General features: G+C 68.4%; 27 protein-coding genes, 1 pseudogene and 1 riboswitch. Of the genes and pseudogenes, 11 read left to right on the plus strand and 17 right to left on the minus strand.

Annotated features, from left to right (window positions below):
- Positions 1–92: 92 nt before the first annotated feature.
- From AAH979_RS37400 to AAH979_RS37450, 11 genes are all read right to left on the minus strand, one after another.
- Positions 93–752: a DsbA family oxidoreductase gene (locus tag AAH979_RS37400; RefSeq protein WP_346262867.1), complete on the minus strand. Its 660-nt coding sequence runs from the start codon at positions 750–752 to the stop codon at positions 93–95.
- Between the two features lie 58 nt (positions 753–810).
- Entirely contained in the window at positions 811–1,173 is a 363-nt protein-coding gene (locus AAH979_RS37405) for an antibiotic biosynthesis monooxygenase (protein ID WP_346262868.1), read from the minus strand.
- Positions 1,174–1,629: 456 nt separating this feature from the next.
- Positions 1,630–2,343, minus strand: coding sequence for an aquaporin (locus tag AAH979_RS37410; RefSeq protein WP_346262869.1), 714 nt, complete (start codon positions 2,341–2,343; stop codon positions 1,630–1,632).
- 371 nt (positions 2,344–2,714) lie between these two features.
- Complete coding sequence (locus tag AAH979_RS37415) at positions 2,715–3,041, minus strand: DUF1048 domain-containing protein (protein WP_346262870.1); 327 nt, start codon at positions 3,039–3,041, stop codon at positions 2,715–2,717.
- A gap of 1 nt (position 3,042) precedes the next feature.
- Positions 3,043–3,399, minus strand: a complete 357-nt coding sequence (locus tag AAH979_RS37420; protein ID WP_346262871.1) for a DUF1048 domain-containing protein — start codon at positions 3,397–3,399, stop codon at positions 3,043–3,045.
- The gene (locus tag AAH979_RS37425) at positions 3,396–3,722 is read right to left on the minus strand and encodes a PadR family transcriptional regulator (RefSeq protein ID WP_346262872.1); all 327 of its coding nucleotides are present in this window, start codon (positions 3,720–3,722) and stop codon (positions 3,396–3,398) included. Before AAH979_RS37425 ends, AAH979_RS37420 begins: the two co-directional genes overlap by 4 nt.
- A gap of 305 nt (positions 3,723–4,027) precedes the next feature.
- The gene (locus tag AAH979_RS37430) at positions 4,028–5,371 is read right to left on the minus strand and encodes a serine hydrolase domain-containing protein (RefSeq protein ID WP_346262873.1); all 1,344 of its coding nucleotides are present in this window, start codon (positions 5,369–5,371) and stop codon (positions 4,028–4,030) included.
- Positions 5,372–5,707: 336 nt separating this feature from the next.
- Positions 5,708–6,469, minus strand: a complete 762-nt coding sequence (locus AAH979_RS37435) for an ABC transporter permease (RefSeq protein ID WP_346262874.1) — start codon at positions 6,467–6,469, stop codon at positions 5,708–5,710.
- Positions 6,470–6,479: 10 nt separating this feature from the next.
- Positions 6,480–7,292, minus strand: coding sequence for an ATP-binding cassette domain-containing protein (locus tag AAH979_RS37440; protein ID WP_346262875.1), 813 nt, complete (start codon positions 7,290–7,292; stop codon positions 6,480–6,482).
- Positions 7,289–7,660: a DUF1048 domain-containing protein gene (locus tag AAH979_RS37445; RefSeq protein WP_346262876.1), complete on the minus strand. Its 372-nt coding sequence runs from the start codon at positions 7,658–7,660 to the stop codon at positions 7,289–7,291. The genes AAH979_RS37440 and AAH979_RS37445 overlap by 4 nt, the downstream gene beginning before the upstream one ends.
- A gap of 2 nt (positions 7,661–7,662) precedes the next feature.
- Positions 7,663–7,992: a PadR family transcriptional regulator gene (locus AAH979_RS37450; protein ID WP_346262877.1), complete on the minus strand. Its 330-nt coding sequence runs from the start codon at positions 7,990–7,992 to the stop codon at positions 7,663–7,665.
- Between the two features lie 230 nt (positions 7,993–8,222).
- On the opposite strand from AAH979_RS37450, the gene AAH979_RS37455 reads away from it, so the two are divergent.
- From AAH979_RS37455 to AAH979_RS37465, 3 genes are all read left to right on the plus strand, one after another.
- On the plus strand, positions 8,223–8,765 hold the full coding sequence (locus tag AAH979_RS37455; RefSeq protein WP_346262878.1) for an EXLDI protein: 543 nt from the start codon (positions 8,223–8,225) through the stop codon (positions 8,763–8,765).
- A gap of 332 nt (positions 8,766–9,097) precedes the next feature.
- Positions 9,098–11,104: an amino acid transporter gene (locus tag AAH979_RS37460; RefSeq protein ID WP_346262879.1), complete on the plus strand. Its 2,007-nt coding sequence runs from the start codon at positions 9,098–9,100 to the stop codon at positions 11,102–11,104.
- Positions 11,105–11,573: 469 nt separating this feature from the next.
- Positions 11,574–13,550: an amino acid transporter gene (locus tag AAH979_RS37465; RefSeq protein ID WP_346262880.1), complete on the plus strand. Its 1,977-nt coding sequence runs from the start codon at positions 11,574–11,576 to the stop codon at positions 13,548–13,550.
- Between the two features lie 381 nt (positions 13,551–13,931).
- Here the strand turns inward: AAH979_RS37465 and sigJ are convergent, their stop codons facing one another.
- Entirely contained in the window at positions 13,932–14,918 is a 987-nt protein-coding gene (gene sigJ, locus AAH979_RS37470; protein ID WP_346262881.1) for an RNA polymerase sigma factor SigJ, read from the minus strand.
- Between the two features lie 142 nt (positions 14,919–15,060).
- Here sigJ and wrbA point away from each other — a divergent pair, with 142 nt between their 5' ends.
- Entirely contained in the window at positions 15,061–15,669 is a 609-nt protein-coding gene (gene wrbA, locus AAH979_RS37475) for an NAD(P)H:quinone oxidoreductase (protein WP_346262882.1), read from the plus strand.
- 111 nt (positions 15,670–15,780) lie between these two features.
- Here the strand turns inward: wrbA and AAH979_RS37480 are convergent, their stop codons facing one another.
- Positions 15,781–16,056: a hypothetical protein gene (locus AAH979_RS37480; RefSeq protein ID WP_346262883.1), complete on the minus strand. Its 276-nt coding sequence runs from the start codon at positions 16,054–16,056 to the stop codon at positions 15,781–15,783.
- Between AAH979_RS37480 and AAH979_RS37485 the strand changes: the two genes are divergently transcribed.
- The 4 genes and pseudogenes from AAH979_RS37485 to AAH979_RS37500 all read left to right on the plus strand — a co-directional run bounded on the left by AAH979_RS37485 (position 16,037) and on the right by AAH979_RS37500 (position 18,010).
- Entirely contained in the window at positions 16,037–16,198 is a 162-nt protein-coding gene (locus tag AAH979_RS37485) for a hypothetical protein (protein WP_346262884.1), read from the plus strand. The two genes, AAH979_RS37480 and AAH979_RS37485, sit on opposite strands and share 20 nt — an antisense overlap.
- 76 nt (positions 16,199–16,274) lie before the next feature.
- Positions 16,275–16,751 carry a DUF6153 family protein gene (locus AAH979_RS37490; protein ID WP_346262885.1) on the plus strand — a complete coding sequence of 159 codons (477 nt, stop codon included), beginning with the start codon at positions 16,275–16,277 and terminating at the stop codon, positions 16,749–16,751.
- A 98-nt stretch (positions 16,752–16,849) separates the two neighbouring features.
- Positions 16,850–17,497: a DUF305 domain-containing protein gene (locus AAH979_RS37495; protein WP_346262886.1), complete on the plus strand. Its 648-nt coding sequence runs from the start codon at positions 16,850–16,852 to the stop codon at positions 17,495–17,497.
- A 179-nt stretch (positions 17,498–17,676) separates the two neighbouring features.
- Positions 17,677–18,010 (plus strand): annotated as a pseudogene (locus tag AAH979_RS37500) (metal-sensitive transcriptional regulator).
- Between the two features lie 93 nt (positions 18,011–18,103).
- On the opposite strand, the gene AAH979_RS37505 reads toward AAH979_RS37500, so the two are convergent.
- Positions 18,104–18,679 carry a TetR/AcrR family transcriptional regulator gene (locus AAH979_RS37505; protein WP_346262887.1) on the minus strand — a complete coding sequence of 192 codons (576 nt, stop codon included), beginning with the start codon at positions 18,677–18,679 and terminating at the stop codon, positions 18,104–18,106.
- A 27-nt stretch (positions 18,680–18,706) separates the two neighbouring features.
- Between AAH979_RS37505 and AAH979_RS37510 the strand changes: the two genes are divergently transcribed.
- From AAH979_RS37510 to AAH979_RS37520, 3 genes are all read left to right on the plus strand, one after another.
- The gene (locus AAH979_RS37510; RefSeq protein WP_346262888.1) at positions 18,707–19,030 is read left to right on the plus strand and encodes a hypothetical protein; all 324 of its coding nucleotides are present in this window, start codon (positions 18,707–18,709) and stop codon (positions 19,028–19,030) included.
- A gap of 92 nt (positions 19,031–19,122) precedes the next feature.
- The gene (locus AAH979_RS37515; protein WP_346262889.1) at positions 19,123–19,719 is read left to right on the plus strand and encodes a DUF2269 domain-containing protein; all 597 of its coding nucleotides are present in this window, start codon (positions 19,123–19,125) and stop codon (positions 19,717–19,719) included.
- Between the two features lie 162 nt (positions 19,720–19,881).
- A riboswitch (cyclic di-AMP (ydaO/yuaA leader) is annotated at positions 19,882–20,025 on the plus strand.
- A gap of 5 nt (positions 20,026–20,030) precedes the next feature.
- Positions 20,031–20,816 (plus strand): C39 family peptidase, encoded by a 786-nt coding sequence (locus AAH979_RS37520; RefSeq protein WP_346262890.1) that lies wholly within the window; start codon positions 20,031–20,033, stop codon positions 20,814–20,816.
- A 359-nt stretch (positions 20,817–21,175) separates the two neighbouring features.
- Here AAH979_RS37520 and AAH979_RS37525 read toward each other — a convergent pair whose 3' ends face one another.
- The 3 genes from AAH979_RS37525 to AAH979_RS37535 form a co-directional block, all read right to left on the minus strand.
- Positions 21,176–22,141, minus strand: coding sequence for an NADP-dependent oxidoreductase (locus AAH979_RS37525; protein ID WP_346262891.1), 966 nt, complete (start codon positions 22,139–22,141; stop codon positions 21,176–21,178).
- Positions 22,138–23,292 carry a Gfo/Idh/MocA family oxidoreductase gene (locus AAH979_RS37530; protein ID WP_346262892.1) on the minus strand — a complete coding sequence of 385 codons (1,155 nt, stop codon included), beginning with the start codon at positions 23,290–23,292 and terminating at the stop codon, positions 22,138–22,140. Before AAH979_RS37530 ends, AAH979_RS37525 begins: the two co-directional genes overlap by 4 nt.
- Positions 23,293–23,375: 83 nt before the next feature.
- The gene (locus AAH979_RS37535) at positions 23,376–23,957 is read right to left on the minus strand and encodes a TetR/AcrR family transcriptional regulator (protein WP_346262893.1); all 582 of its coding nucleotides are present in this window, start codon (positions 23,955–23,957) and stop codon (positions 23,376–23,378) included.
- Between the last annotated feature and the right edge of the window lie 417 nt (positions 23,958–24,374).

The raw sequence follows: 24,374 nt of genomic DNA on the forward strand, positions 1-24,374 counted from the left end.
GACGGCGGCCGTCGTCGTGTAGGCCGGTCGCCGGGCGGTGGCCGTCGCGGTCTGGTATGGACGCAGGTCCGCAGCGACGTTCCGTCGGGCATTCACGAATGGTCCGATCTACGAAGTACAGCGGAGTCGAGTGCGGCCAGGCGCTGGTTCAGCAACTGGTGTAGCTCCTCAGGGGTCTGGACACCTGAAACCGGCGGTTGACCGTCGATCACCAGCGACGGGATGCCCGTAATGCCGCGCTGGGCGGCCCGGCGTTCGTCGGCCCGAACATGCTCGGCGTAGTCGTCACCTCGGAGCAGGGTGCGTACGCCGGCTGGGTCTAGCCCGGCCTCGTTGCCCAGCCGTTCGAGGGTCTGCGGCTCGGCGACGTTGAGACCTTCGGTGTGGTAGGCGTGGAGCAGGCGCTCCATCATCGTGTCGGCGACACCGTGGTCGGCGGCGAGGTGACACAGCCGGTGGGCATCGAACGTGTTCACCGGCCGCGCGCGGTGCAGGTTGAGTTCCAAGCCTTCTGCCACGCCAAGTGCGCGGATCCGCATGATCCTGGTGGAAGCCTGTTCTCCCCACCAGCCCGCCATCGCCTCGGCGGCCGTCAGGCCGGGGAGCTTGCCTTCCTGCGGAGCGAGTTCGTAGCTACGCCAGACGACCTGTATCCGGTCGCGGTCGGCGATCTTGGCCAGAGCGGCGGCGAGGCGCCTCTTGCCGATGTAGCACCAGGGGCACAGGATGTCCGCGTATATCTCGATCTTCATGGGTACCTTCGAATGGCGGGCAGCGTTGGATCGCTGCACATGCTCGGGTGAGTCGGGTTCAGGCGTCGGTCTGCTGCGGACCGGGACCGACCTCGCGGACGACGACGTAGCGGGGGTCGCCGCTCATCCGGGGTTCGGCCCTGCCGGACAAGCCGTCCAGTGCCTTGCCGATAGCTGCCATCCGGCCTTCGGTGTCGGAGGTCGCCTCGAAGTTGCGGTAGTCCGCCTCGCTTGCCCAGTGCACGATGTTGTAGACGCGGGTGCCGTCGGTGCTGACGTGGAACCGGGCCGACCGGTACCCAGGATAGAACCGGACCCACCGCTCCTGAATGTCTGCGAAGGCAGCCACGAGTTCACGTTGCGTGTCAGGTCCATCGACCGTGTAGTCGATGATCGAATAGAAGCCGGTGTCAGTACTCATGTGCTCTCCGGTGGATGGGCTATCAGAGATCGTGGTCCTGGCTTGGATCTTTCAACCCCAACCAGGCTTGAGGTCAACAGCGGCCGCAGCCGACCTGACCTTGCCCAAGCTCGAACAGCGGTGACAGCCCGATCCCACCGCGCCGGACCACACCCAACGAGACGAGCCCTCACCTGGACCACACACGCCGGCAACCGCGTGGGCGGGCGCCCGATGCTCGTCAGCGAACGCCGAATCACCGAGGGCGAGAAGGTGTCGCCGTCGGACCTCGCCTCGCCAGCCGCCCAACCCTGACCGCAGCGGGAACCGCACAGTACATCCGGACAACCGGGCACAGAGCAAGGCCGGACCTACCTTGCGGACCGCTGGCCAGGTCGGTCGTCATCGGCAAACTTCAGGCGGATGCGACAACCGCATGACAGCTTGCTACCGGTTGGTGCCGGTTGGTGCCGGGCGCTACGGGGTGTCGGCCCCGGCTTGCGGGCGGCGCGGGCCGGTCCTGGCCGCGCGGAGTGCGAGCGGGGAGGCTGCGGCGGCGAGGGCGCCGCCGATCAGCGGGGCGACGATGAAGACCCAGAGTTGCGACAGCGGTGCACCACCGTTGAACAGGGCCGGTCCGATCGACCGGGCGGGATTGACCGAGGTGCCGTCGAGGGTGACCGCGACCAGGTGGCAGGTGCCGAGGGCGAGTCCGATAGCCAGACCGGTCACGCCGACCTGCTCGGTGCGGCTGGTGACCACGAGCACGACCAGCACGAAGAAGAAGGTGAGCACGATCTCCAACACGAGGGCGCCGCCCAGGTTGATGGTGGCGCCGTATTCGTTGGCGCCGAGGTGGCCGGTCTGGTCGGGAACATCGCCCCAGTGCGATAACGCGAAGATCAGGAAACCGGCGGCGATGCCGCCGAGTACCTGGGCGATCCAGTAGCCAATCGCTCCTGGCAGGGAGATCCGGCCGGTGAGGAGCGCGCCGAGAGTGACCGCCGGGTTGACATGACAACCCGAGACGGGCCCGAAGACATAGACCAGAGCGAGGAGGACCAACCCGAACGCGAGCGCCACCACGACGACGCCACCCGTGTCCAGAGCAGCGACAGCGGTCCCGGCGCCGAAGAACACCAGTAGGAACGTGCCGAGTAACTCGGCCCCGTATCGCTTGCCGTTGTCCACCCGGCCACACTAGGCATGAACGGTCCGGCTTCGGACCAGTTCGCGGGATTGTCGCCCCTGGAACGAGCCGCGCCGAATCGGTCGCCCGGCGACTACTGACGGCGGCACGGTACCGGCATGGAGGATGAGGAGGTGCGGTCGCTGTCCCCGGGTCACATCGCCATCGACGGCGCCGGCGTTACGCACGATGGTACCTCTGATGTCGGGCCGGTACATGGTCGGCGACAGCGGTCGCGATCCAGCCGACCGCGCTGACGAAGGCGCGGGCGGCGGCATAGCGTGCACCCCGAGCAACAGGGCTGGCGGGGATACGGGAGAAAGGGGCAGCCCGGTGGATGAGGAGCGTCCGCCAGCGCCTGGTTCGACAGGTGCTACTTGTCGGCCGTACCGGGTTCACCGCTGATCGATTCCTGGTAGATGTCCGCGTAGGTGCGCGAGTCTTTCACCAGGTCGTCGCAGAAGGCCGCGACGTCGTTGCCGACGAGCTCCAGGACTCCCTTGCCGGCCGCCACGCCCTCCTCGAAGAAATCGAGGATCCCCGAGAGTAGCGTCCCGTCAACCAGTTCGACTGGCCCGACCTTCAAGTAGTACCTCTGTATCTCCTTGTAGACGATCTGGTAGTCCCGTGGGAGTGCCTTGACCCGGGCCATGTGCGCCCGCCACTGCTTCTTGCCCTCGATGATGTCCTGGATACCCACGTCATCCTCCTAGCTGGCCCAGTTTCCTTGCGACGTTCCTGTTCAACTGCTCGCGCCACCGGTCGCGATAGGTCCGGGCTCCTTGGCCGCCGGCCAGCGCCGCGCAGAAGCCCGCGATGTCGTCACCCAGCACCTCGTGAATGCTCTGCCCGTCCGCCGCTGTCTCCTCGAGCAGCCCCAGGGCGCCGTCGGCGATCGGTGTCAGGTTGCGACCCGTGAAGCCGCCGTAGGGGAAGAGGTGAACCACGATCTGTCCCCATGCCGCCCGGTAGTCGGCCGGCAATGCCTCGGCCCGGGCTTCGAACGCCTTCCATTCCCTGGTGAGGTCGCTGCCGGTAATGGTCTCCCAGAAATTCATTCCCCGCCCTCCTTGAGCTTGTCGATTCGTGATGAGAGGTACTCCCACTTGACCCAGAACCTCCCGAGTTCTTCGCGCCCCGCGTCGTTGAGCGCATAGAACTTGCGCGGCGGCCCCATCCCGGACGGCCGTTTCGTCACCTGAACGAGTCCGTTCTTCTCCAGTCGCAGCAGAATGGTGTACACCGTGCCCTCGATGACGTCGACGAAGCCGAGTTCGTTCAGCCGACGCGTGATGGCGTACCCGTAGGTTTCCTCGCTGCCGATGATCTCAAGCACACAGCCCTCGAGTGTGCCCTTCAGCATCTCCGTGAGGTCGTCCATCCCCGTTCCTCCTGGCCACACCAGTACTCGGTGACACCGAGTACCACTATACGGTAACACGAGGTAGTGGAAGTGCCCAGCAAGCGGTGCAGCGGAGGCAGTAGCGCAAGCAGGGTTGCCTGACCAGCAGGGTCTGAGCCACAGGTGTGCGGTTCCGTCCATGGGTGGGTAAGCGGCCACCGTCGAGCCTGGACGATTGGATGGGCTGACCAGGCGCGGCAGTGGCCGCCACTTCAGGATTGACGTTCAGCGAGGGGTCGGGGTGTTCGACAGGCTAGGGGCGTGGTGCGGCCGGCCGGAGCAGTTCAGGTGAGGCAGGATCGGACGGCTTTGGCCAGGTTCGATGCTCGTGGTTCGCCTTGACGGAAGGACCAGAGGTTCGTGACGTAGCCGAAGCCGACCCCGGCATCGGGGTCCGCGAAGGCGATCGATCCGCCGGATCCGGGATGGCCGAACGACCCCGGCCCGAGCATCGGCATCGGCGGGCAGGCCCGCCAGAACCCGAGTGACATGTAGAAGGAGCGGTCGGCCGGGACGGTCAGCTCCGGTGGCAGCCCGTGCATCCGGGTCTTGTCCGTCTGCACGACCGTCATCCTCTCCACCGTCGACGGTTCGAGCAGCCGCACACCGTCGACGTCGCTCACCGTGGCGGCGTACATCCGTGCCAGCGATCGCGCGTCGGCGACCATGTTCGCGGCCGGGAACTCCGCCGCGCGCCAGGCACGCGTAGTGAAGTACTCCGACGTGTTGTCCAGGGCGCCCCCGAGCTCGCCGGCGCGGGCCTGCACCGAGTCCGGACCCCATACGGCGGTCATCCATGCGGTGACCGTGTCCGGATCGAGCCCGGTCGTCTCGATCATCCCGGCGACGAACTCCTCCATGGTGAACGGAGCGGCGTACTCGATCCTGGCCACCCGTTCCTCGTGTTCCTCGGGCAGGCCGATCCACGCGCTCAGTCCGAGAGGGGCGGCAATCTCGTCGGCGAAGAACGTGCCGAGGGACTTGCCGGAGACCCGACGCACGATCTCCCCGACCAGATATCCGTAGGTCATGCTGTGGTAGACGTGCTCGGTGCCCGGCCGCCACAGCGGCTTCTGCGCCTCGAGTGCGCGGATGACCGGGTCCCAGGCGCACGCCTGCGCGAACGTCAGCGGTCCGTCGACGACCGGCAGGCCGGCCTGGTGTGACAGCAGCCAGCGCACCGGGATCCGGTCCTTGCCGGCAGCGCCGAACTCCGGCCAGTACTCGACGACCGGGGCGTCCAGGTCCAGCTCACCGCGCTGCGCCAGCATGTGGGCACAGATCGCGGTCGCGCCCTTCGTCGTGGATGCGACCTGGACGATGGTGTCGTCGTCCCACGGCCGTTTCGTCTCGCGGTCGGCGAAGCCGTCCCACAGGTCGACGACGGGGCGCCCGTCCACGTAGACGGAGCACGCCGCGCCGATCTCGCCGGGGTTTCCCTCGAAGTTCGCGTGGAACGCGTCGGCGACCTTTCCCCAGCCCTCCTCGACATAGTCGCCATTACCCGTGCTGGAGTCGTTGCCCGAGCCAACCGGGCCAGCGAGTGCGCCGGCATCCCGCACGCCGTTGTTCGGGGTCCGGCGCCGATCGTGTTCCTGTCCGGCGGCCCCGCTTGTCGTGCCTGCCATGACGTAGTCCTTTCTGCTCATTCGGGAGTTCTGGAAAGACGCGCGCTGTATCGACCGACAATCCCGTCACTGGTTCGGTGCTGTCGGGGTAGGGGTACGAGAATTGCCCGCCGCCTAATTCACAGATGGACCGAGCGCTTGTTTCATGTCGTGACGCTCGGGCCGGCGTCGGTGACGCCGTCGCGGCGAGGGCGGTGATGATACGGACCTGACCGGGTGGACCGGTTTCTGCCGGCCGCGCGTTCTCCGCTGGTGAAAGATGCCTTGCGATGTAGGTTGCGGTCCGACGATGTCGACAACGAACCTCGGCGCCCGGCCGGGCGAGTCAGGGCGCTGTCAGCTGATCTTGCGGCGGTAGATGGCGGTGGCGGAGACGTACGTGACGATGAGGATGCCGACGCACCAGGCGAGGGCGATCCAGATGTCGGTGCCGACCGGCTGCTGTGTGAACAGGTTCCGGATGGCGTTGACGATGGCGGTCACCGGCTGGTGTTCGGCGAAGGCGCGTACCGGGCCGGGCATGGTGTCGGTGGGTACGAAGGCCGAGCTGATGAACGGCAGGAAGATGAGGGGGTAGGAGAAGCCGCTCGCGCCGTCGACGGACTTCGCGGTGAGGCCGGGGATGACGGCGAGCCAGGTCAGCGCCAGCGTGAACAGGATGAGGATGCCGGCGACCGCGAGCCAGGCCAGTACTCCCGCTCCGGAGCGGAAGCCCATGAGCAGGGCGACGCCCACGACGACCACGAGCGAGACGAGGTTGGCGACCAGCGAGGTCAGCACATGTGCCCAGAGTACGGACGACCGGGCGATCGGCATGGACTGGAATCGCTCGAAGATGCCACTCTTCATGTCCAGGAAGAGTCGGAACGCGGTGTAGGCGATGCCAGAGGCGACTGTGATGAGCAGGATGCCGGGCAGTAGGTAGTTGACGTATGAGTCGGTGCCTGTGTTGATCGCGCCGCCGAGTACGTAGACGAAGAGCAGCATCATGGCGATCGGCGTGATCGCGGTGGTAATGATGGTGTCCACGCTGCGAGTGACGTGTGTGAGGGATCGGCCGAGCAGGACGGCGGTGTCGCCGAGGAAGTGTTTGGTCATCGTCGTTCCTTCACTTGTCCGCGCCGACGGCGCGGTCATCGGTGGTGTCGTTCTTGTCGTCGGCGCCGACGATGGCGAAGAAGACGTCCTCGAGGGTCGGCTGCTTCTCGACGTATTCGACCTTGGCCGGTGGGAGCAGTTGCTTGAGTTCGGTGAGGGTGCCGTTGACGATGATCCGACCCTCGTGGAGGATCGCGATCCGGTCGGCGAGTTGTTCAGCCTCGTCCAGATACTGCGTCGTGAGCAGCACCGTCGTGCCCTGGTCGGCGAGTTTCTTGACGGCCTGCCACACCTCGATGCGCGCCTGCGGGTCGAGGCCGGTCGTCGGCTCGTCGAGGAAGATGACCGGCGGGTTGCCGAGGAGGCTCATCGCGATGTCGAGGCGCCGGCGCATGCCCCCCGAGTACGTCGACACCTTCCGCGCCCCGGCGTCGGTCAGCGAGAAGCGGGCGAGCAGCTCGTCCGCGATCCTGCCGGGGTTCTTGAGGTGCCGCAGCCGGGCGACCAGGACGAGGTTCTCCCGCCCGGTGAGGATCTCGTCGACGGCGGCGAACTGCCCGGTGAGGCTGATCGACTCCCGCACGTGCGCCGCCTTCGAGGCGACGTCGAAGCCGTTGACGGTGGCCGTCCCGGCGTCTGCCTTGAGCAGCGTGGACAGGATCTTCACGACCGTGGTCTTGCCCGCCCCGTTCGAGCCGAGCAGAGCGAAGATGCTGCCCCGCGCCACCTCGAAGTCCACGCCACGCAGCACATGCAACTTCTGGTACGACTTCTCCAGACCCCGCACCTGAATGGCCGGCCCCGGAACCTGCGTGCTCGTCACCTGTTCTCCTCCGCCCGCTCGATGCTCTCGATCGCCTGGGTCAGCCGGGCCCGCTCCCGGTCGATGTATCCGCCCTTCCGGTAGTTCCGGATCAACTCCTCCACGAACTCCACGGGGTCCTCCCCGACGATCTCGCGGATCGGGGTCCCGTCCGCCGCGGCCCGCTCGAAGAGATCGGCGACATCCTCGAACAGCGCGGCCGCGCTCTCGCCGGTCACCGGCCCGAAGTGCATCAGGTATCGCTCGATCGCCTCGACCGCCGTCCGGTAATTCGGCGGAAGCTGCTTCACCCGCGCCTTGTACTCCCGCCACCGCCGTTTCGGGCCGATCACCTTCGAGATGAAGCCGCCCTTTTCACCGTCGGACATCGTTACTTGCCTCCTTCGTGGAGCTGTTCCAGTCGTTCGGTGAGGAAGCTCCAGGTCCTCCAGAACTCTTCGAGGTATTCCCGGCCCTGCGCGTTGAGGGAGTACACCTTGCGCGGCGGGCCCTTCTCGGACGGGACCTTCTGCACGTCGACGAGGCGCTTCTGCTCCACCCTGACCAGCAGGGCGTAGATCGTGCCCTCGGCGATGTCGGAGAAGCCCTGCCCCCGCAGCCACGCCGTGATCTCGTAGCCGTACGCGGGCCGCATGGCCAGGATCGCCAGGACGATGCCCTCCAGCGTTCCCTTGAGCATCTCCGTCATCTGCTTGCCCATTGATCACCTCCCCGCCAGGTAGTCAGCGGTGTTGACTACCGGTAGACAGTAACACTGACTACCGGTACCTAGCAACAACGAATAGCGGAGACGGGAACCGGGGTCGGCCACCGAACCGTGGCTACGGCAAGGCCGTCGGCCTCGACCACGCACGCCTGCACTTCTGTGTACGTATGCATGTACGTAGTCTTACACGTATGAGTAGACTCCTGTCCAGAGGTGAAGAGCACATGCCGAACAAAACGATCTACATCGCCGACGACGACCTGCCGCTGCTGGTGCGCGCCCAGGAACTGACGGGCAGCAACCTGTCGGCCGCGATCGTCACGGCACTACGTCGACTGGTCCAGGTCGAGGAGGCCAAGCAGGCCGGCTTCGATGAGATCACCGTAAAGGTGGGCGTCGGGCGCGCCGTAGTCAAGCGCTTCCTCGGCACCGCGCTGGGCGAGTGGACCTCGTCGAGCGGGGAGGGCGAGGAGAGATACTCGCTGTTCCGGACCAGCAAGGGCCGCTTCGCCGTGCACCACGTCCGGTCAGAGCTACACACCCCGGTCGGGCCCAACGCGGAGCGCGGCAAGAAGTGGTCCACCGGCTGGCGCGGTTGGATCGGTGACTGGTCGCCGGACCAGGCCTGGATGCGGACCCCGGCCCAGGCCACGTTCTCGGTTGTCGACACCGTCGAGGAACTCGAAGCGCTGCTGCCAGCAGAGCTCTACGCGGTCGCACTGCGGACCATCAACGACGAGCCGGTCGTGGAGGACCTCGACATCTAAGCCGGCCAACTGCGCGCTGGCAAAGCGGGCCGGCCGCCCAGATCCGTCCGATCTACTGGATGGGCCCCGACATGCGGTCCGCCCTCCCCCGGACGCCCCGGTCGGCCTCGAGTCGCCCACTCCTGGCAGCACCTGGAGACCGTCGGCGTCCTGAGCGCCTGGATCGTGCTGGGTGGAGGTCAGGAACTAAGCGTGTGCCAGCACCCCCTGGGGCTCTCGTAGCGAGGGGGTCATTGATCAGAGCGCTGCCGCCGCACCGGGAGTGATCATGGGCGGCGCCGTCGGCGGCGCTTTACCCGATTCCCGGCGAAGTCGAACCGATGTGCGCCACGATGTCTGCGCGTCGGCAGTACGACAAGGCCGGGGACGGGGGCTGTCAGCGGATGGGTCGGGCGGTGCGGGGGCGGAGCGCGCCCAGGGGTGCCGGGCTGCGCGGCTGGCTGTTGCAGGGGATGCGACCGGGCCGGGTCCGGGGCCCCTACACGGCGCCGGACACTCCCCACCAGCGGTCGTGGTGGCGGGTGATGTGCCTGACCGGCCTCGACTACTTCTCGACCCTGGGCTACCAGCCCGGCATCGCCGCGCTCGCCGCCGGCGTGGTCTCCCCGGTCGCCACGCTGGTCCTGGTGGCGCTGACCCTGCTCGGCGCCCTGCCCGTGTACCGCCGGGTGGCCCGGGAGAGCCCGCACGGGCAGGGGTCGATCGCAATGCTGGAGCACCTCCTACCGCGCTGGAGAGGCAAGCTGCTGGTACTGGCGCTGCTCGGCTTCGCCGCCACCGACTTCATCATCACCATCACCTTGTCCGCCGCCGACGCGAGCGCCCACATCCTCGAGAACCCGTACCTGCCCGCGCCGATGCAGGACGCGCAGGTCGGGGTGACGCTGGTGCTGATCGCTGCCCTGGGCGCGGTGTTCCTAAGGGGGTTCAAGGAGGCGATCGGCATCGCGGTCGTCCTGGTCGCGACCTACCTGCTACTCAACGCGATCGTGATCACGGCAACGCTCGGACACCTGTGGAGCCGACCGCACCTGGTCGCCGACTGGCGGCACCTGCTGGTCAACGAACATCCGGACCCGTTCGGGATCCTGGTGGTGGCGCTGCTGGTCTTCCCCCGACTCGCGCTGGGCCTCTCCGGCTTCGAAACCGGAGTGGCGGTCATGCCACTGATTCGGGGACGGGCAGCCGACGACCCGGACCAGCCTGAAGGACGCATCCGCGGCGCCCGGCGGCTGCTGGTCACCGCCGCGGTGATCATGAGCGTCTTCCTGATCACGAGCAGCTTCGTGACCACTGTGCTCATCCCGCATGAGGAGTTCGAGGCGGGCGGGGAGGCCAACGGCCGGGCGCTGGCGTTCCTCGCCCACGCCCACCTCGGCAACGGCTTCGGCACCGTATACGACCTGAGCACCGTGCTGATCCTGTGGTTCGCCGGGGCGTCGGCCATGGCCGGCCTGCTCAACCTCGTCCCGCGCTACCTGCCCCGCTACGGCATGGCACCCGACTGGACCCGGGCGATCCGCCCCCTCGTCATCGTCTTCACCCTGGTGGCGTTCCTGATCACCCTGATCTTCCGCGCCGACGTCACCGCCCAGGGCGGCGCATACGCCACCGGCGTCCTCGTCCTGATCAGCTCGGCCGCGCTCGCTGTCACCCTCTCCGCCCGCCGTCGCCACCAGACCGCCCCGGCGCTCGGGTTCGGGGCCATCACCGTGGTACTCGGGTACACGACCATCGCCAACATCATCGAACGACCCGACGGCGTGCGGATCGCGGTCGTGTTCATCGTGGCGATCATCGCCACCTCGATCCTGTCCCGGACGCTGCGGGCGACCGAGCTACGCGTCACCGACGTGCGCCTCGACGCCCTCGCCCGACAGTTCACCACCGACGTGATCAGGCGTGGCGGCGAGTTACATCTCATCGCGAACGAGCCTCATGAGCGTGACGAGACCGAGTACCGCGAGAAGGAGGCCGAACAACGCGCGCACAACCACATTCCCGTCGGTGAACCGGTGCTGTTCCTGGAGGTGACCGTACGGGACCCGTCCGAGTTCGAATCCGACCTGGTGGTGACCGGCGAGGAACGCTTCGGCTACCGCATCCTGCGGGTCGAGGGCGCCAGCATCGCGAACACCCTCGCCGGCTTCCTCCTACACCTGCGCGACACCACCGGCCGACTACCCCACATCTACTTCGCCTGGACCGAGGGCAACCCCGTGATGTACCTGCTGCGGTACCTCTTCCTCGGCGACGGCGAGATCGCACCACTGACCCGTGAGGTACTACGCCAAGCCGAACCCGATCCCAGCCGCCGGCCACTGGTACACGTCGGATAACCCCGTCGCTGACCTCCCCGACCGCGAGCGGGCACCACCGGCTCCTGGTGTGGGGTCGCCACGGCGTGGCTCGTACCGGCGGGGCCTCGACGGCGCCGGGACATGGCACGGCCGCGCTGGCAGCCCGAAGGCGACCGGCCGCGACCGGCGCCCTTTGCATACCGGACCCCGGGCCGGTTACCGCTGCCAGACGTAGCCCGGCCCGGCCGACAAGCCGACGGCTCGATCCGGTCGCAGGGTAGGTGCCAGCGCCCTGGAAGCAAGGTGTCTGACAGCTCTCATACCCCGGTGCTGGCGATCTTGACGCTTCCTTGACGGCTGTGGTCGTTGACCAGGCCAGCCCACTGCCATAAGCATGGCGAGCCGGTCGAAACGGCTGTCCACGTCGAGGGACCGGCATGTGGCGATGAGCGGGTGCCTCGGGCGGTCCTGGCCGCCGCGGCGGGGGTGCGTGTCCTGGGGAGGACTGATGAGGGTGACCGGCGATCTCGCGGTGCCGGACGTGGTGGAAAGACCCGGCAGCAAGCCGGCGCCGACCGGCCGGTTGACGGGGTGGTTGCTACGGCATCAGGTACAGCCGGTCGGGCCGGCGGCGGGCGAGGCCCACGCCCAGCCGCACACCTGGTGGAAAGTGATGTGCCTGACCGGAGTCGACTACTTCTCCAGCCTGGCCTACGTGCCGGCGATCGCCGCACTGGCGGCCGGGGCGGTGTCACCGTTGGCGACGTTGCTGATCGTGGCGTTGACCCTGCTGGGAATGCTGCCGATGTACCGGCGGGTGACCCGGGAGAGCCCGCACGGCGCCGGCTCGGTCGCGATGCTGGAGAACCTGCTGCCATTCTGGTGGGGCAAGCTGTTCGTACTGGTCCTGCTCGGCTTCGTCGCGACGTCGTGGATCATCACGATCACACTGTCCGCGGCGGACGCCTCCGTGCACGTGGTGGAGAACCCGTACCTACCGGCCGCCCTGCACGGCCACGAGGTAGCGCTGACCGTCGTCCTGCTACTGGTGCTGGGCGGAGTGTTCCTGCTCGGCTTCAGCGAAGCGGTCAGCGTGGCGATCCCGCTGGTCGCGGTCTTCCTCGGAATGAATACGGTGATCATCCTGGCCGGGCTGGTCGAGGTCGTCACCACCCCCGCGGCGCTGTCGGCGTGGACCGACGCGCTCACCACCGACGGCGTCGGAGGTCTGGCCGGGCCGGCCCTGCTGGCGTTCCCGCTGCTGGTGCTGGGCCTGTCCGGGTTCGAGACAGGGGTGAGCATGATGCCGCTGGTCGCCGCGGACGGCACCGACGAACGGCAACGGCTGGAATCCCGGATCCGCAACACCCGCAAACTGCTCACCGCCGCCGCCGTCATCATGAGCGTCTACCTGCTGGCGAGCAGCTTCGTCACCACCGTGCTGATCCCCGCCGACGAGTTCCAGCCCGGCGGTGACGCCAACGGCCGGGCGCTGGCCTGGCTCGCCCACCACCAGCTCGGCGAGGCGTTCGGCACCGTCTACGACATCAGCACCATTCTCATCCTCTGGTTCGCCGGCGCGTCGGCGATGGCCGGCCTGGTCAACATCGTGCCGCGCTACCTGCCGTCGTACGGGATGGCGCCGGAGTGGGGCCGCGCCGTCCGTCCGGTGGTGCTGGTCTACACCGTGATCTGCGTGGCGATCACGATCGCCTTCGGGGCCGACGTCAACGCCCAGGCCGGCGCGTACGCGACCGGGATCCTTGCGATGATGGTCTCCGGCGCCTTCGCGGTCACCGTCTCGGCGGCACGCCGCCGGCAGCGCCTCGGCGTGGCCGGGTTCGGACTGCTCACCGCCGTGCTGCTCTACGCCCTGGCCAGCAACATCGTCGAGAAGCCCGACGGGATCGCGATCTCCGGGGTGTTCATCGCCGGGATCATCGTCGTGTCGCTGATCTCCCGGGTATCCCGCACCACCGAGCTACGGGCCGACCGCATCGAGTTCGACCTGGCCGCCCGCCAGTTCGTCACCGATTCCCTGGCGCACGACGGGGCGCTGAACCTGATCGCAAACCGACGCCAGGTTGGCGACGCCGCCGAGTACGCCGGCAAGGAACGCGAGCAGCGCACCGACAATCCGGTGCCGGGCAGCGCCGACGTGCTGTTCCTAGAGATCGACGTGGTCGACCCGTCGGCCTTCAGTGACACCCTGACCGTGCGGGGTGTCGACGTCGACGGGCACCGGGTTCTGCGTGCGGAGTCCCCGGCCGCGCCGAACGCGATCGCGGCGATCCTGCTCGCCCTGCGTGACACCACTGGTGTCCGACCGCACTGCTACTTCGCCTGGGCCGAAGGCAGCCCCCTGGTGCACATGTTCCGCTACTTCCTCCTCGGCCGCGGCGACACGGCCCCGGTGGTACGCGAAATCATCCGCCGGAACGAACCGGATCCCGGCCGCCGGCCGGGCATCCACGTCGGAAGTTGAACCTGGAAGCGGCTGGTGGGGTCGTTTGTGACAGCGATCGTTAGTTGGCCGGCCTCGCGCTTCTGAGCGGCAGCAGAGTGATACCTCGAGGAACAGCGTGATCGGCACGTTCGCGGCGCGGAACAGCTTCAGTGCGAGCGGGTTCTTCTCCCAGCCGTCGTCGATGGTGATGAAAGCGATTTTCTGCGTCGTGGGGATGCGGCTGAAGAAGCTGGCCGTCCCGTCCTTGGGCAGCGTCACCTTGGTCGGGGCGGGCGCCGGCGGGAACTTGGGGATCCGGCCGCGTAGGTTCGCCGGCAACGCGGCCAGCGCGGGGCCTCGACGGCCGCCGCTTCCGGAGCTGTCAGCCAGTAAACCTTTTTCAACTGGACCGCGCGGCGCTCACGCACCGCGTCCGACCTTGCGGTCCGCCGGACCGCAAGGGGAGGTTGAAAAAGGTTCAGTGGTCCAGGAGCGGAGCTTGTCGGGGTTGAGTACGGCCCAGATGTGGTTGATGCGGTCGTCGGTGACGTCGAACGCCATCACCGACACGGTGACGCCGTCCCGCTGAGCCACCAGTCCGGGTTGACCGTTGACCGTGCACTCCTGGAGCGTTACGCTGGCCGCCACGGCGGGCCGGCCGACGAAGAAGCGGGCAACCTGCTCGGCGCCCTCGACCGGGTGGAGCGCGGCGGTGACCAACCCTCCGCCGTCGCCGGTCGCCGTGGCGTCGGGGGCCAGCAGGCCGATGAGTGCGTCGATGTCCTTGGCCTCCCACGCGCGCTTGAAGGCCCGGACGACGTCTGCACGCCGGGCTGACGAGCCCGGGTCAGGCCGCGGGACGCGGATGCGCCGGCGGGCCGACGCGGCGAGCTGGCGGCATGCCGCCGGGCTACGGCCGACGATCGCGGCCACGTCGGCGAAGGGGTAGCCGAAGACGTCGTGCAGGATGAACGCGACCCGCTCGGCAGGGGTCATCGCGTCGAGTACGACCAGGAAGGCCATGCTGACCGACTCGTCGAGGGTGACCCGGTCGGCCGGGTCGAGGCCGCCGCCGGACCGCCCGCTGATCCACTCCGCCCGGTCAGGCAGCGGCTCCGGGATCCATTCGCCCACGTAACGCTCGCGCCTGATCCGCGCCGAGCGGAGCAGGTCCAGGCAGATACGGCTGGCAACGGTCGTCAGCCAGGCGCCGGGAGAGTCGATGTCCTCCTGCTGCCGGGGGGACATGGCGTACCAGCGGGCGTAGGTCTCCTGTACGACGTCCTCCGCGTCGGCCAGGGAGCCCAGCAGCCGGTACGCGAGGTTGGTCAGCCGACGCCGCTCGCCGACGATCGCGCTCAGGCTCGGGTCGGGCCGACCGGGTCCCGGCTCGGACGGGTTGGTCATGGGTTTCACCGGCTCCTTCAGACGATCTGGCTCACCTCTCACGACGAACCGTCGCCCCGAATTGTGAGGTCCGCACGTCGCCTCACATCTCGTCGGGCTGTCTCGTCGTACCGGTCAGAACCGCACAGGAAGGAAACCGATCGTGGAACCCGTGCACGTCGCGATCATCTACTACAGCTCCACCGGCACCATACACACGTTGGCGCAAGCCGCCGCCGGAGGCGCCGAGAAGGCCGGCGCCACCGTGCGACTGCGCAAGGTCGCCGAAACCGCCCCGCCGGAGGCGGTCAGCGCCAGGCCGGAGTGGGACCGACACCTGAAGGACACCGCCGACATCGCCGAGGCCAGCCACGACGATCTGGATTGGGCTGACGCGGTGCTGTTCGGCACTCCCACCCGCTACGGCAACCCGGCCAGCCAGCTGCGCGCATTCATTGACACCACGGGCCCGCTGTGGTTCCAGGGCAAGCTCGCCGACAAGGTGTACTCGGCCTTCACCTCCTCCAGCACCGCTCACGGCGGACAGGAGTCCACCCTCTTGGCGCTGGCGAACACGTTCTGCCACTGGGGCGGCATCATCGTGCCCCCCGGCTACACCGACCCCATCCAGTTCCAGTCCGGCAACCCCTACGGCACCTCCCACGTGGTCGGCGACGGCCCGCCTGGTGAGGTGATCCTGCAGGCGGCCCGCCACCAGGCCCGCCGGGTCGTCGACATCGCCGCCTGCCTCAAGGCCGGCCGCGCCGCCTGATCGCGCGCAGGACACCGATGGCGCCGGTCGCGGCGCGGGCGGGGTCCCGGCGGTGGGTGCGAGGGAAGGGTGTTGACGATCGGTTCGTGACGGCAGACCGCGACACCCTTCTCACCGCGCGGCACGTGAAGATCGACGACTGGCTCGGCGGCACACAAGGCCGAGGGTGGCGGCGTCCAGACCGTCGTCGCCGACGACCCGCGGGACGCCGGCCAGATTGACCTGGTCCAGCACCTGCGGCAGGAAGCCGACAGGTTCCGTCGCGGCGACTTCACCGACCCCGCGAGCATCCACGGCGGCCGTTTTCCCGGACTCGCCGTCCTCCGCGACAGCGCCGGGAAGATCACTATCGAGTATGAGGAGACCGGTGACGATCGCCCGGATCACCTACACCACCAGCGACCCGGCGATCGTCACCGCCCTGCACGCCTGGTTCGACGCCCAGGTCAGCGACCATGGCGTACACGCGACGCCCGCAGCGCCCTCGCCGACGACGCCCGCGCCGGCTACGACATCGACTTACCGTTGACCACAGCGATCCCCGTATCGAGTGGTGGTTGCGACAGCCGGCACGCCGGAATTCCCCGCTGGCTACGATGACCATGATGGCAGCCATGACCCGACACCAGCTCGGCCGCGTACTTGCGGCGGGCCTGTCATCGGTTCGGCTGCTTGCCCTGCTCGGCGCCCTCGTCGGCGTGATCGTCATGCACCAGCTCGCCGGGACGGTTGCACCCGGCGGTCATCATCACCACGATTCGGGCGGGCCGGGGCCCGACGTGGCGGTGGCCCAGGCGATGACGCCCGGGGATGTGGGGCAGGCGGTGGTCGACCGCGGAGCCCAGGCATGCCCGCCGGAACACCCATGTCCCACGACTCCGCATGGACATCCCGGACAGGTGTGCCAGTTCACCTCCCAGGGCCACGGACTGGCCGCCCCGGCACCGGCTCTGACCCCGGCACCCAGCGTCTTTCAATCCATCACGCCAGCGCTGTCACCGCTAACGGCGGCGAATGACGCGGCGGACGGCAGCGGCTGCGGCCCTCCGTCACTGACCGCGTTGTCCATCTGGCGAATCTAGGCCGACTCCCTGCCGGTACCGATCCGCCCGCTGCGGGCGGGTCGGCCGGACACGCCTGCCTTCGATCTTTCGTTCTCGTTACAGGGAGTCACTTCGTCATGCGCACCAACCGACACGTTTTCCGGCTCGCTGGGCTGGTCGTGGCCACCCTCGTGCCGGTGGCCCTTGCCGCCGGCTGCGGCGGCGCCTCGCACGGAGGCGGCCACGGCGACGATCAGGCCGCCGCCACCGCCAGCCCCACTGGTACCGCGTCCGCCACCGTGGCGTACAACCAGGCGGACATCGCGTTCGCTCAGGGGATGGTTCCGCACCACCAGCAGGCGGTGCAGATGGCTGAGCTCGGCGAAGCCAGGGCCAGCGGCCCGAAGGTCAAGGAACTCGCCGCGAAGATCAAGGCGGCGCAGCAGCCCGAGATCGAGCAGATGACGGCCATGCTGCGAGACTGGGGCGTGCCCATGCCGTCGCCGTCGAGTGGCGGGCATGGCACGCACGGCGGCAGCCCCACCGGGGCGATGCCGGGAATGATGTCCGAGCAGGACATGGCCTCGCTGGAGAAGGCTGACGGCGGCGAGTTCGACCGCATGTTCCTGGAGATGATGATCCAGCATCACCAGGGAGCGGTGCAGATGTCCGACACCGAACTGCAGCAGGGCCAAAACCCGGCCGCGAAGGACCTGGCCGCGAAGATCAAGGCGGATCAGACCGCGGAGATCGGCCAGATGCGGAGCATGCTCAGCGGTAAGTAGCTGATCAGTGAACCTTTTTCAACCTGGACCGCGCGACGCTCACGCACCGCGTCCGACCTTGCGGTCCGCCGGACCGCAAGGGGAGGTTGAAAAAGGTTCAGTGGCGGGTGGGCCGGGTGTACCCGGCCCACCCGCCCGGCTTGTTCTCCGGACAACGTCACCCCGGATCGGGCAGCGAGGTGCACGTCGACCGGAAGAGCCCGCCGACGCCGTGGACCGGGGGACCCGCGTCGCGGACCGCCAGCCCAGCGCGGAACTCACGCGTTCGCGATGCCCTAGCCGGCGGTGGTGACAGCGGCTCGAATCCCGAGAAGATGGTCGACGACGACCGCTATTGCATCGACGTGCTCACCCAGATCTCCGCGATCCAGGCGGCACTGGACAAAGGTGGCCCTCGGCCTGCTCGACGGCCACGCCCGGCACTGTATGCGCGAAGGCGTCGTCGAGGACCGCACGGAGGAGATGGCCGCGGAGATGATGGCCGCAGTGGGACACCTGATCAGGCGGAGCTGACTCGGTACCAACCGTGGCGGAGACCTGTCCGCGCCGCACGACCTCAAATCGCAGGGCAGCCGTACGGCCCGAATCACCGGTCGCCTCGGTGGTTCACGCCGGCGGCCGTAACCCCGTCAAGGTGACGGTGACCAGGCGCGTCACCGCCGCCTCGGACGGCAGGCCGCCGGCTGCGGTGAGCGCGCCCAGACAGTAGGCCGCGAGCTCCTCTGGCGCGACATCTCCGCGAACGTCGCCTACGGCGGCGGCCTCGGCACACAGGTCCCGGACCAGATCGTGGAGCTCGCGCTGGGCCTGTGCGAGTTGTTCTCCGCGATGCAACACCGCGGAAAGATCACCGCCGTGCCGCCCACGCTCGTGGACGATGCGCGCGTAGTGCTCCAGCACCGCGCTGAGCTGCTCGCCGGGCCGGCCGGGCTGGTTGCGGCGCTCGGCGAGCTGGTCGAGGTGCCCGGCCACGTGTCGCTCGTGCCACGCCCGCAGGATCGCCTCGACGTCCGGGAAGTACTTGTACAGCGTCGCCCGCCCGATGCCGGCCTTCTCCGCGACCTGCGACATCGTCACCGACAGCGGCCCGTGCGCGGCCGCCAGCGACCAGGTCGCGTCCAGAATCGCGTCGCGGACATCGCGCCGGTGCGCCTCGATCGTCTCGTTCCACAGTCTAGGCACGTCACCAGGATACACCATGACGATCCGATGACGATCTGGCTTGACAGCGACAGTCTGTCTCGTAAAACTGGGGTCGAATCCGGATCACGACAAACTCGTCCCTGCCTCGGAGAACCCATGCCTGACTCACCTGGCCACGCCGCCCTCGATCCCGGCACCAGCCGCGCAGCCACCCCAGCCTGGGTGAAAGTGTTCGGTATCGGCATCGGTGCGCTGGTGCTGCTGCTCCTCCTCGGGATGTTCGCCGGCGGTGGCCACGGCCCCAGCCGTCACCTGCCCACCGGTGACACCCCCACCTCCGGCGTGCCCGGCACATCCGGCGGTCACATGCCGCCCGAGGGCGGCCATTGAACCTTTTTCAACCTGGACCGCGCGACGCTCACGCACCGCGTCCGACCTTGCGGTCCGCCGGACCGCAAGGGGAGGTTGAAAAAGGTTCATTGATGATGGGTCCCCGCCTGCGCCGGTTCGCGCTTACCGCGCATGTCACGTTCTCCGTCGGCTGGCTCGGCGCCGTCCTGGTCTTCGTCGTCCTCGCCGCCGTCGGGCTAGCCAACCAGGACACGCAGCTGGTACGAGCCGCCTACCTGGCGATGGAACCGGTCACCTGGTACGCCCTCGTGCCCCTGAGCATCGCCTCGCTCGTGACCGGAATCGTCCAGGCATCAGGCACCAGTTGGGGCCTCACCCGACACTACTGGGTTCTGTTCAAACTCATCCTGAACATCCTGGCCACCGCCGTCCTGCTGATGTACACGCAGACAGTCGGCCACATCGCGCAAGCGGCCACCGACCCGGCGTTGCCGGGAAACGACCTGCGTGGCTTGGGAACCTCGCCGCTGCTTCACGGGACCGCCGCGCTGCTGCTTCTGCTCGTCACCACCATCCTGTCCGTGTACAAGCCGCGCGGCGCTATCTCGTACCGGACGGACCGACGCCGCATGCGACGAGGAGCACTCGCGCTTCGACAGCGGCCTACCCAAGCCGTGCAGACGGTCGACCGCCTTCACGGCCGGTATCACCGGAGGACCCGTTCGTGACGTTTTCCAACATCCTTTACGTCGCTGCGTATACCTGGCCGGGAACGCACGCGATGTGAGTGCGGTGGCTCACATGATTGGGTGAGCGTTTGGCATCCCTGATCGGCTCCTCGTAGCCTCGGCGCCGCCTGATTCGGTTGTCAGTCATTGACCAATGGCGTCGAATCGGGCCCGCCTAATCGCTTTCAGCGAGCCGGGGACCCATCGCATCTTGGGGTGAATCCGTAGGCCAAGAGGCCAGGTAGGGCATCCTCTTTCCCCGCCCGAACCCGTCAGCTAACCCGGTCGGCGGCATGGGAAGGAGACCATGCATGCTCGAAGAACCACCGCGTAGCCTGTTCCGACCTGGCGCCCTTCGCCGGGCACAGAGGCTGGGCCTATTGTCCGCCGCCGTCGTGACAGCCGCGACAGCCGCGACAGCCGGAGCCCTGCTCAACCAACCGCCAGAGGGAACCTCCAGCGGCGCCACAGCGCAGTCACTTGTTCCGGCCGCCGCCGACCCGGACACCGGGGCGTCGACCGGTCCTGAATCCCGTTCGGTGGCACCTGCCGACGAGCCGTCACAACCGGCGCAGCCCGATGCTCCCGCAGAAAAAGTGCTCGACGCGTCCTTCGAGTATCAGCCCAACTTCTACTACTGCGGGCCCGCCGCGGTGCGTAACGCACTCAGCGCTCGTGGAATCGATGTGAGCCAGGACCAGCTTGCCCGGGGCCTGCGAACCACGGTCAACGGCACTGACTCCGCCGAGGACACGACTCGTGTGCTCAACGAGATGGTCGGAAGCAACTGGTACCGCACCCGGATGATTCCGGGGCAGGACGCGACACCCGCGCAGATGGATCGACTCCAGGCCGACGTGGTGCGGGCGACCAGCAACGGCTACGCCATCGTGGCGAACATCGCCGGCGGCGCCACCGATGCCGACGGGACGTGGCATGACTTCCCGGGCGGGCACTACATCGCACTCGTCGGCTACAGCGACGACGGGCGCATGGTGAAGGTGTCGGACTCATCGGGGATGTTCGGTCCGGCCAGCTACTGGATGAGCACAATCAACATGGCGAACTGGATCGGAACCCGCGGCTACTCCGCCTGATCACCCCACCCTTCGGCCCAAAGACGAGGTCGACGGGCAAGCTGCCGGTGGCCGGTGCAACCGCTGGCCTACCGGCAGCGTCGCCGCGACAGTGGCTACCACCTGTTCCTGAAGGCACGCCGGAATCTGCCTCTGGCGCCCCGCTGGACGCCTGTGTGGCAGCCGGGGCGGTTGCAGGTGGGGCGTTGTTGTCGGCGGGCGGGGCTGCCGTCGCGGCCTGTCACCTTCGGCGAACTGGGCCACCACGACCCGCCAGCACACCCCGCCCGATGGGAGGGCTTCCGGTAGGCCGCGTCGACCCCGGCTGGTGTCCCGCCACCGGGACGCGATCCCGGTCTGGTGCCGTGGCGACCGACTCGTCAACCTGATAACTCGATGACGAGTCGGCCCCGGACGCCGCCGGCCGCCAGGAGCCGATGGGCTTGCGCCGCATGCTCCGGCGGGAAGGTGTCGGCGACTCGGAGGCTGAGCCGTCCTTCGTCGGCGAGCCGGCGGAGCAGGTCGAGTTTGTCGCGTCGCCCGTCGTAGTCGTGCACGTAGGCGTAGACGAGGGTCACGCCGCGCGTCGCGGCCGCCCGCTCGAACGCCGGGTGGTCCGGCACGCCGCGTACGTAGGCCAGGGAGCCGCCGCGGCGGATCGCCGTGAGCAGCGGGGCGCCGATGATCGCGGTGTCGACGACCGCGTCGACACCGTCGGTGGTGAGCGCGCGGAAGCAATCGGCGACCCCAGGCCCGCGGGCGACGGTGCGGTCGGCGCCCAGCGACGCGACGAGGTCGGCGTCTTGTGGGGCGGCGTCGGCCAGCACGCGGTGCCCGGCGGCCTTGGCCAGTTGTACGGCGTAGCCGCCGACCGCCCCGGCCGCGCCGGTGACGGCGAGGGTGCTGCCCGGGGTCAGGCGTAGCTGGTCAAGGGCATGCAGGGCGGTGAGCCCGTTCATCGGGAGCGTGGCCGCCTCGGCGTGACTCGCCCCGGCCGGTGCCGGGACGACCCACGACTCGGGAAGCACGACCCATTCGGCGTACCCGCCGCCGGCCGGGCGGGTGGGGTTGACCATTGCCATCACGCGGTCGCCGATAGCGAGGCGGCGGTTGGTGCCGGAGCCGATCTCGTCGATGGTGCCGGCGACGTCCAGGCCGGGGATGACCGGTTCCGTTCCGCGTTGCCGGATAGGCGTCACGCCGGCCCGGATCAGGGTGTCGGCGGGGTTGACGGCCGCGGCGCGTACCCGGATCCGGACCTCGCCCGGTCCGGCGTGCGGAGTCGGCCGCTCGACGACCTCCAGTACCTCGGGTCCGCCGTGGCGCAGCAGCCCTATCGCTCTCACGTCATTGACTCCGACTGTTCAGGGCGGCCGGCGCCAGGGCGCCGGCCGGTGGTTGGTCCCTTCAGGGATCGGGCGACGCCGGTGTGCGAGGAGCGTTCGACGGCGTCGATGAGGCGGTGCCGGTTGAGAGCGTGCTCGAAGTCGGACACGGTGTGGGTGCCGTCGGCCAGGTCGCGGGCGAACTGCGCGTAGAGCCGCGCGACGCTTCCGGCCGGGGTCTGGGCCAGGTCCGTGGGGATCCCGTCCGAGTAGGACGCGGGAACTTCGATGGTGGTGGCGGTGGTGTCCGCGCCGCGGCCACCGGCGAGGGTGAGCTGGGCGACTTGCATGTTGCCCCAGGCCGAGGTCAGGACGAGGTCGCCGTCGGTGCCGTTGATCTCCCATCGGAGGTTTTCGCCGCGTGACGCGCCGCCGCGATAGAAGACCGAGGCGGCCGCACCGGAGGTGAGCGTGCCGATCAGGGCGACCTGATCGGGCACCGTGACCGGGATCCTGCTGCCGTCCTCGGTGACGGTCGCCTCCTTGCGTCCCACCACGAGGTTGGCCGCGACCGTGTCGAACTCGCCGAGTACGAAATGCAGCGGGTCGAGGGCGTGCAGCGTGGCGGAGGTGAGCGGGGTGGCGCCGTTGGCGTTGTCGAACCAGTAGGCCTGGTTGTGGCTGTCCACCTCGCCGCCCCAGACCATGCCGGAGCCGACCAGTGTGGTGCCGAGCACCTCGCCGACGTACCCGTCGCGAACCAGGTCTGCGGCGTGCTGGACCTCGGGGGCGTATCGTCCCTGGAGCCCGACCACGGTACGGGCGCCGGCCCGGCGGGCCAGTTCGGCGAGGCGCTCCGCTTCGGCCAGTCCGTTGGCGAGCGGCCACTCGCTGTAGACCATCTTGCCCGCCTGGAGAGCTGCCGAGATCAGCTCGAAGTGCTGGGTGACCTGGACCGCGACGACGACCAGCTCGACCCGGGGATCGGCGAGAAGGCGGCGGTGGTCGTCGTATCCGGGCACCCCGTACTTGGCCGCCGCAGCCTCCGCCGAGCTACGACGGGACGTGCTGACCGCATGCAGTTCGAACGCCGGCGACGCCGCGATCACCGGAATGTGCGAGACCGACGCCCACGCGCCGGGCCCGATGATGCCTACGCCTGTCGGTTTCATCCTTCTTCCTTCGAAAAGGTATCTTGAGCGAGCGTTACAGGATTTGGGAACGGCAAAAGGCCGGACCGCGCCCGGGGAACCGGTCAGTCCAGGCAACTCAGCGCGACCTCGGCGGACCGCATCAAGGTGGCCCGGTCGGGGTTGATCCCGCCCATCACCCGCAGGCCCTGGAGGCTGGTCACCAGGAACGTAGCGAGGTCGGTGGCGCTGCGGTCGGCCGGGATCTGACCGCGTAGCTGGCCCTCGGCGAGCACGTCGAAGAGGGCGGACTCCAGCGATCGAGTCGTCGACCGGAGCCGCTCGGCGACCCGCGGGTCGTCCCGGGTCCGCTCGATCGTGGCGCCGACGATCAGACATGCCAGGCGTTTCCCGTCCCGGGCGATCTCATCCACCGCGCCGACGAAAACCTCGCGGATGACCTCTCGGGCGTCGTTGCCCGAGCGCAGCATGTCGATCAGTGGCGTCGCGTACCGCTGCCGGTAGAGGTCGAGCGCGGCCAGGTACAGCCCTTCCTTGCTGCCGAAGGCGGCATAGATCGAGCCGCTGCCCAGGCCGGTCGCCTTGGTCAGGTCGCGGATCGAGGTCCCTTCGTAGCCGTTGCGCCGGAACGCCTCCATGGCCGCGGCTACCGCCGCGTCAAAGTCGAACTCCCGGGTACGGGCCATGCGCCTACCGTACGGCTAACTGGAACGATCGCCAAATAATTGTGCCTCCGCTCACCCCGTCCCCCCGCACCCCAAGGTCCACGCATTTGCGAGCACGAAGGGCCTACCTGCGAGAGCCGTTACCTGTGCTCCCCGATGAGCCGGTCTTTCCCCCCGTCGCGGGCGCGGCGGCCAGCGGCCGGCGTAGGCCCTGGTGGAGCGGACCAGGAAATCCCTGTCCCATCGCCTGGCACCTTCGCCACTGCAGTCGGCAGTCTGCTCATCGTGGGTCCTACTCGCCATCGAGCCACAGGCCACGACGGACGGGAACATTGAACCTTTTTCAACCTGGACCGCGCGGCGCTCACGCACCGCGTCCGACCTTGCGGTCCGCCGGACCGCAAGGGAGGTTGAAAAAGGTTCACTGAGAGGGCTCTA

The sequence above is a fragment of the Plantactinospora sp. ZYX-F-223 genome (assembly GCF_039649625.1).
Taxonomy (GTDB): domain Bacteria; phylum Actinomycetota; class Actinomycetes; order Mycobacteriales; family Micromonosporaceae; genus Plantactinospora.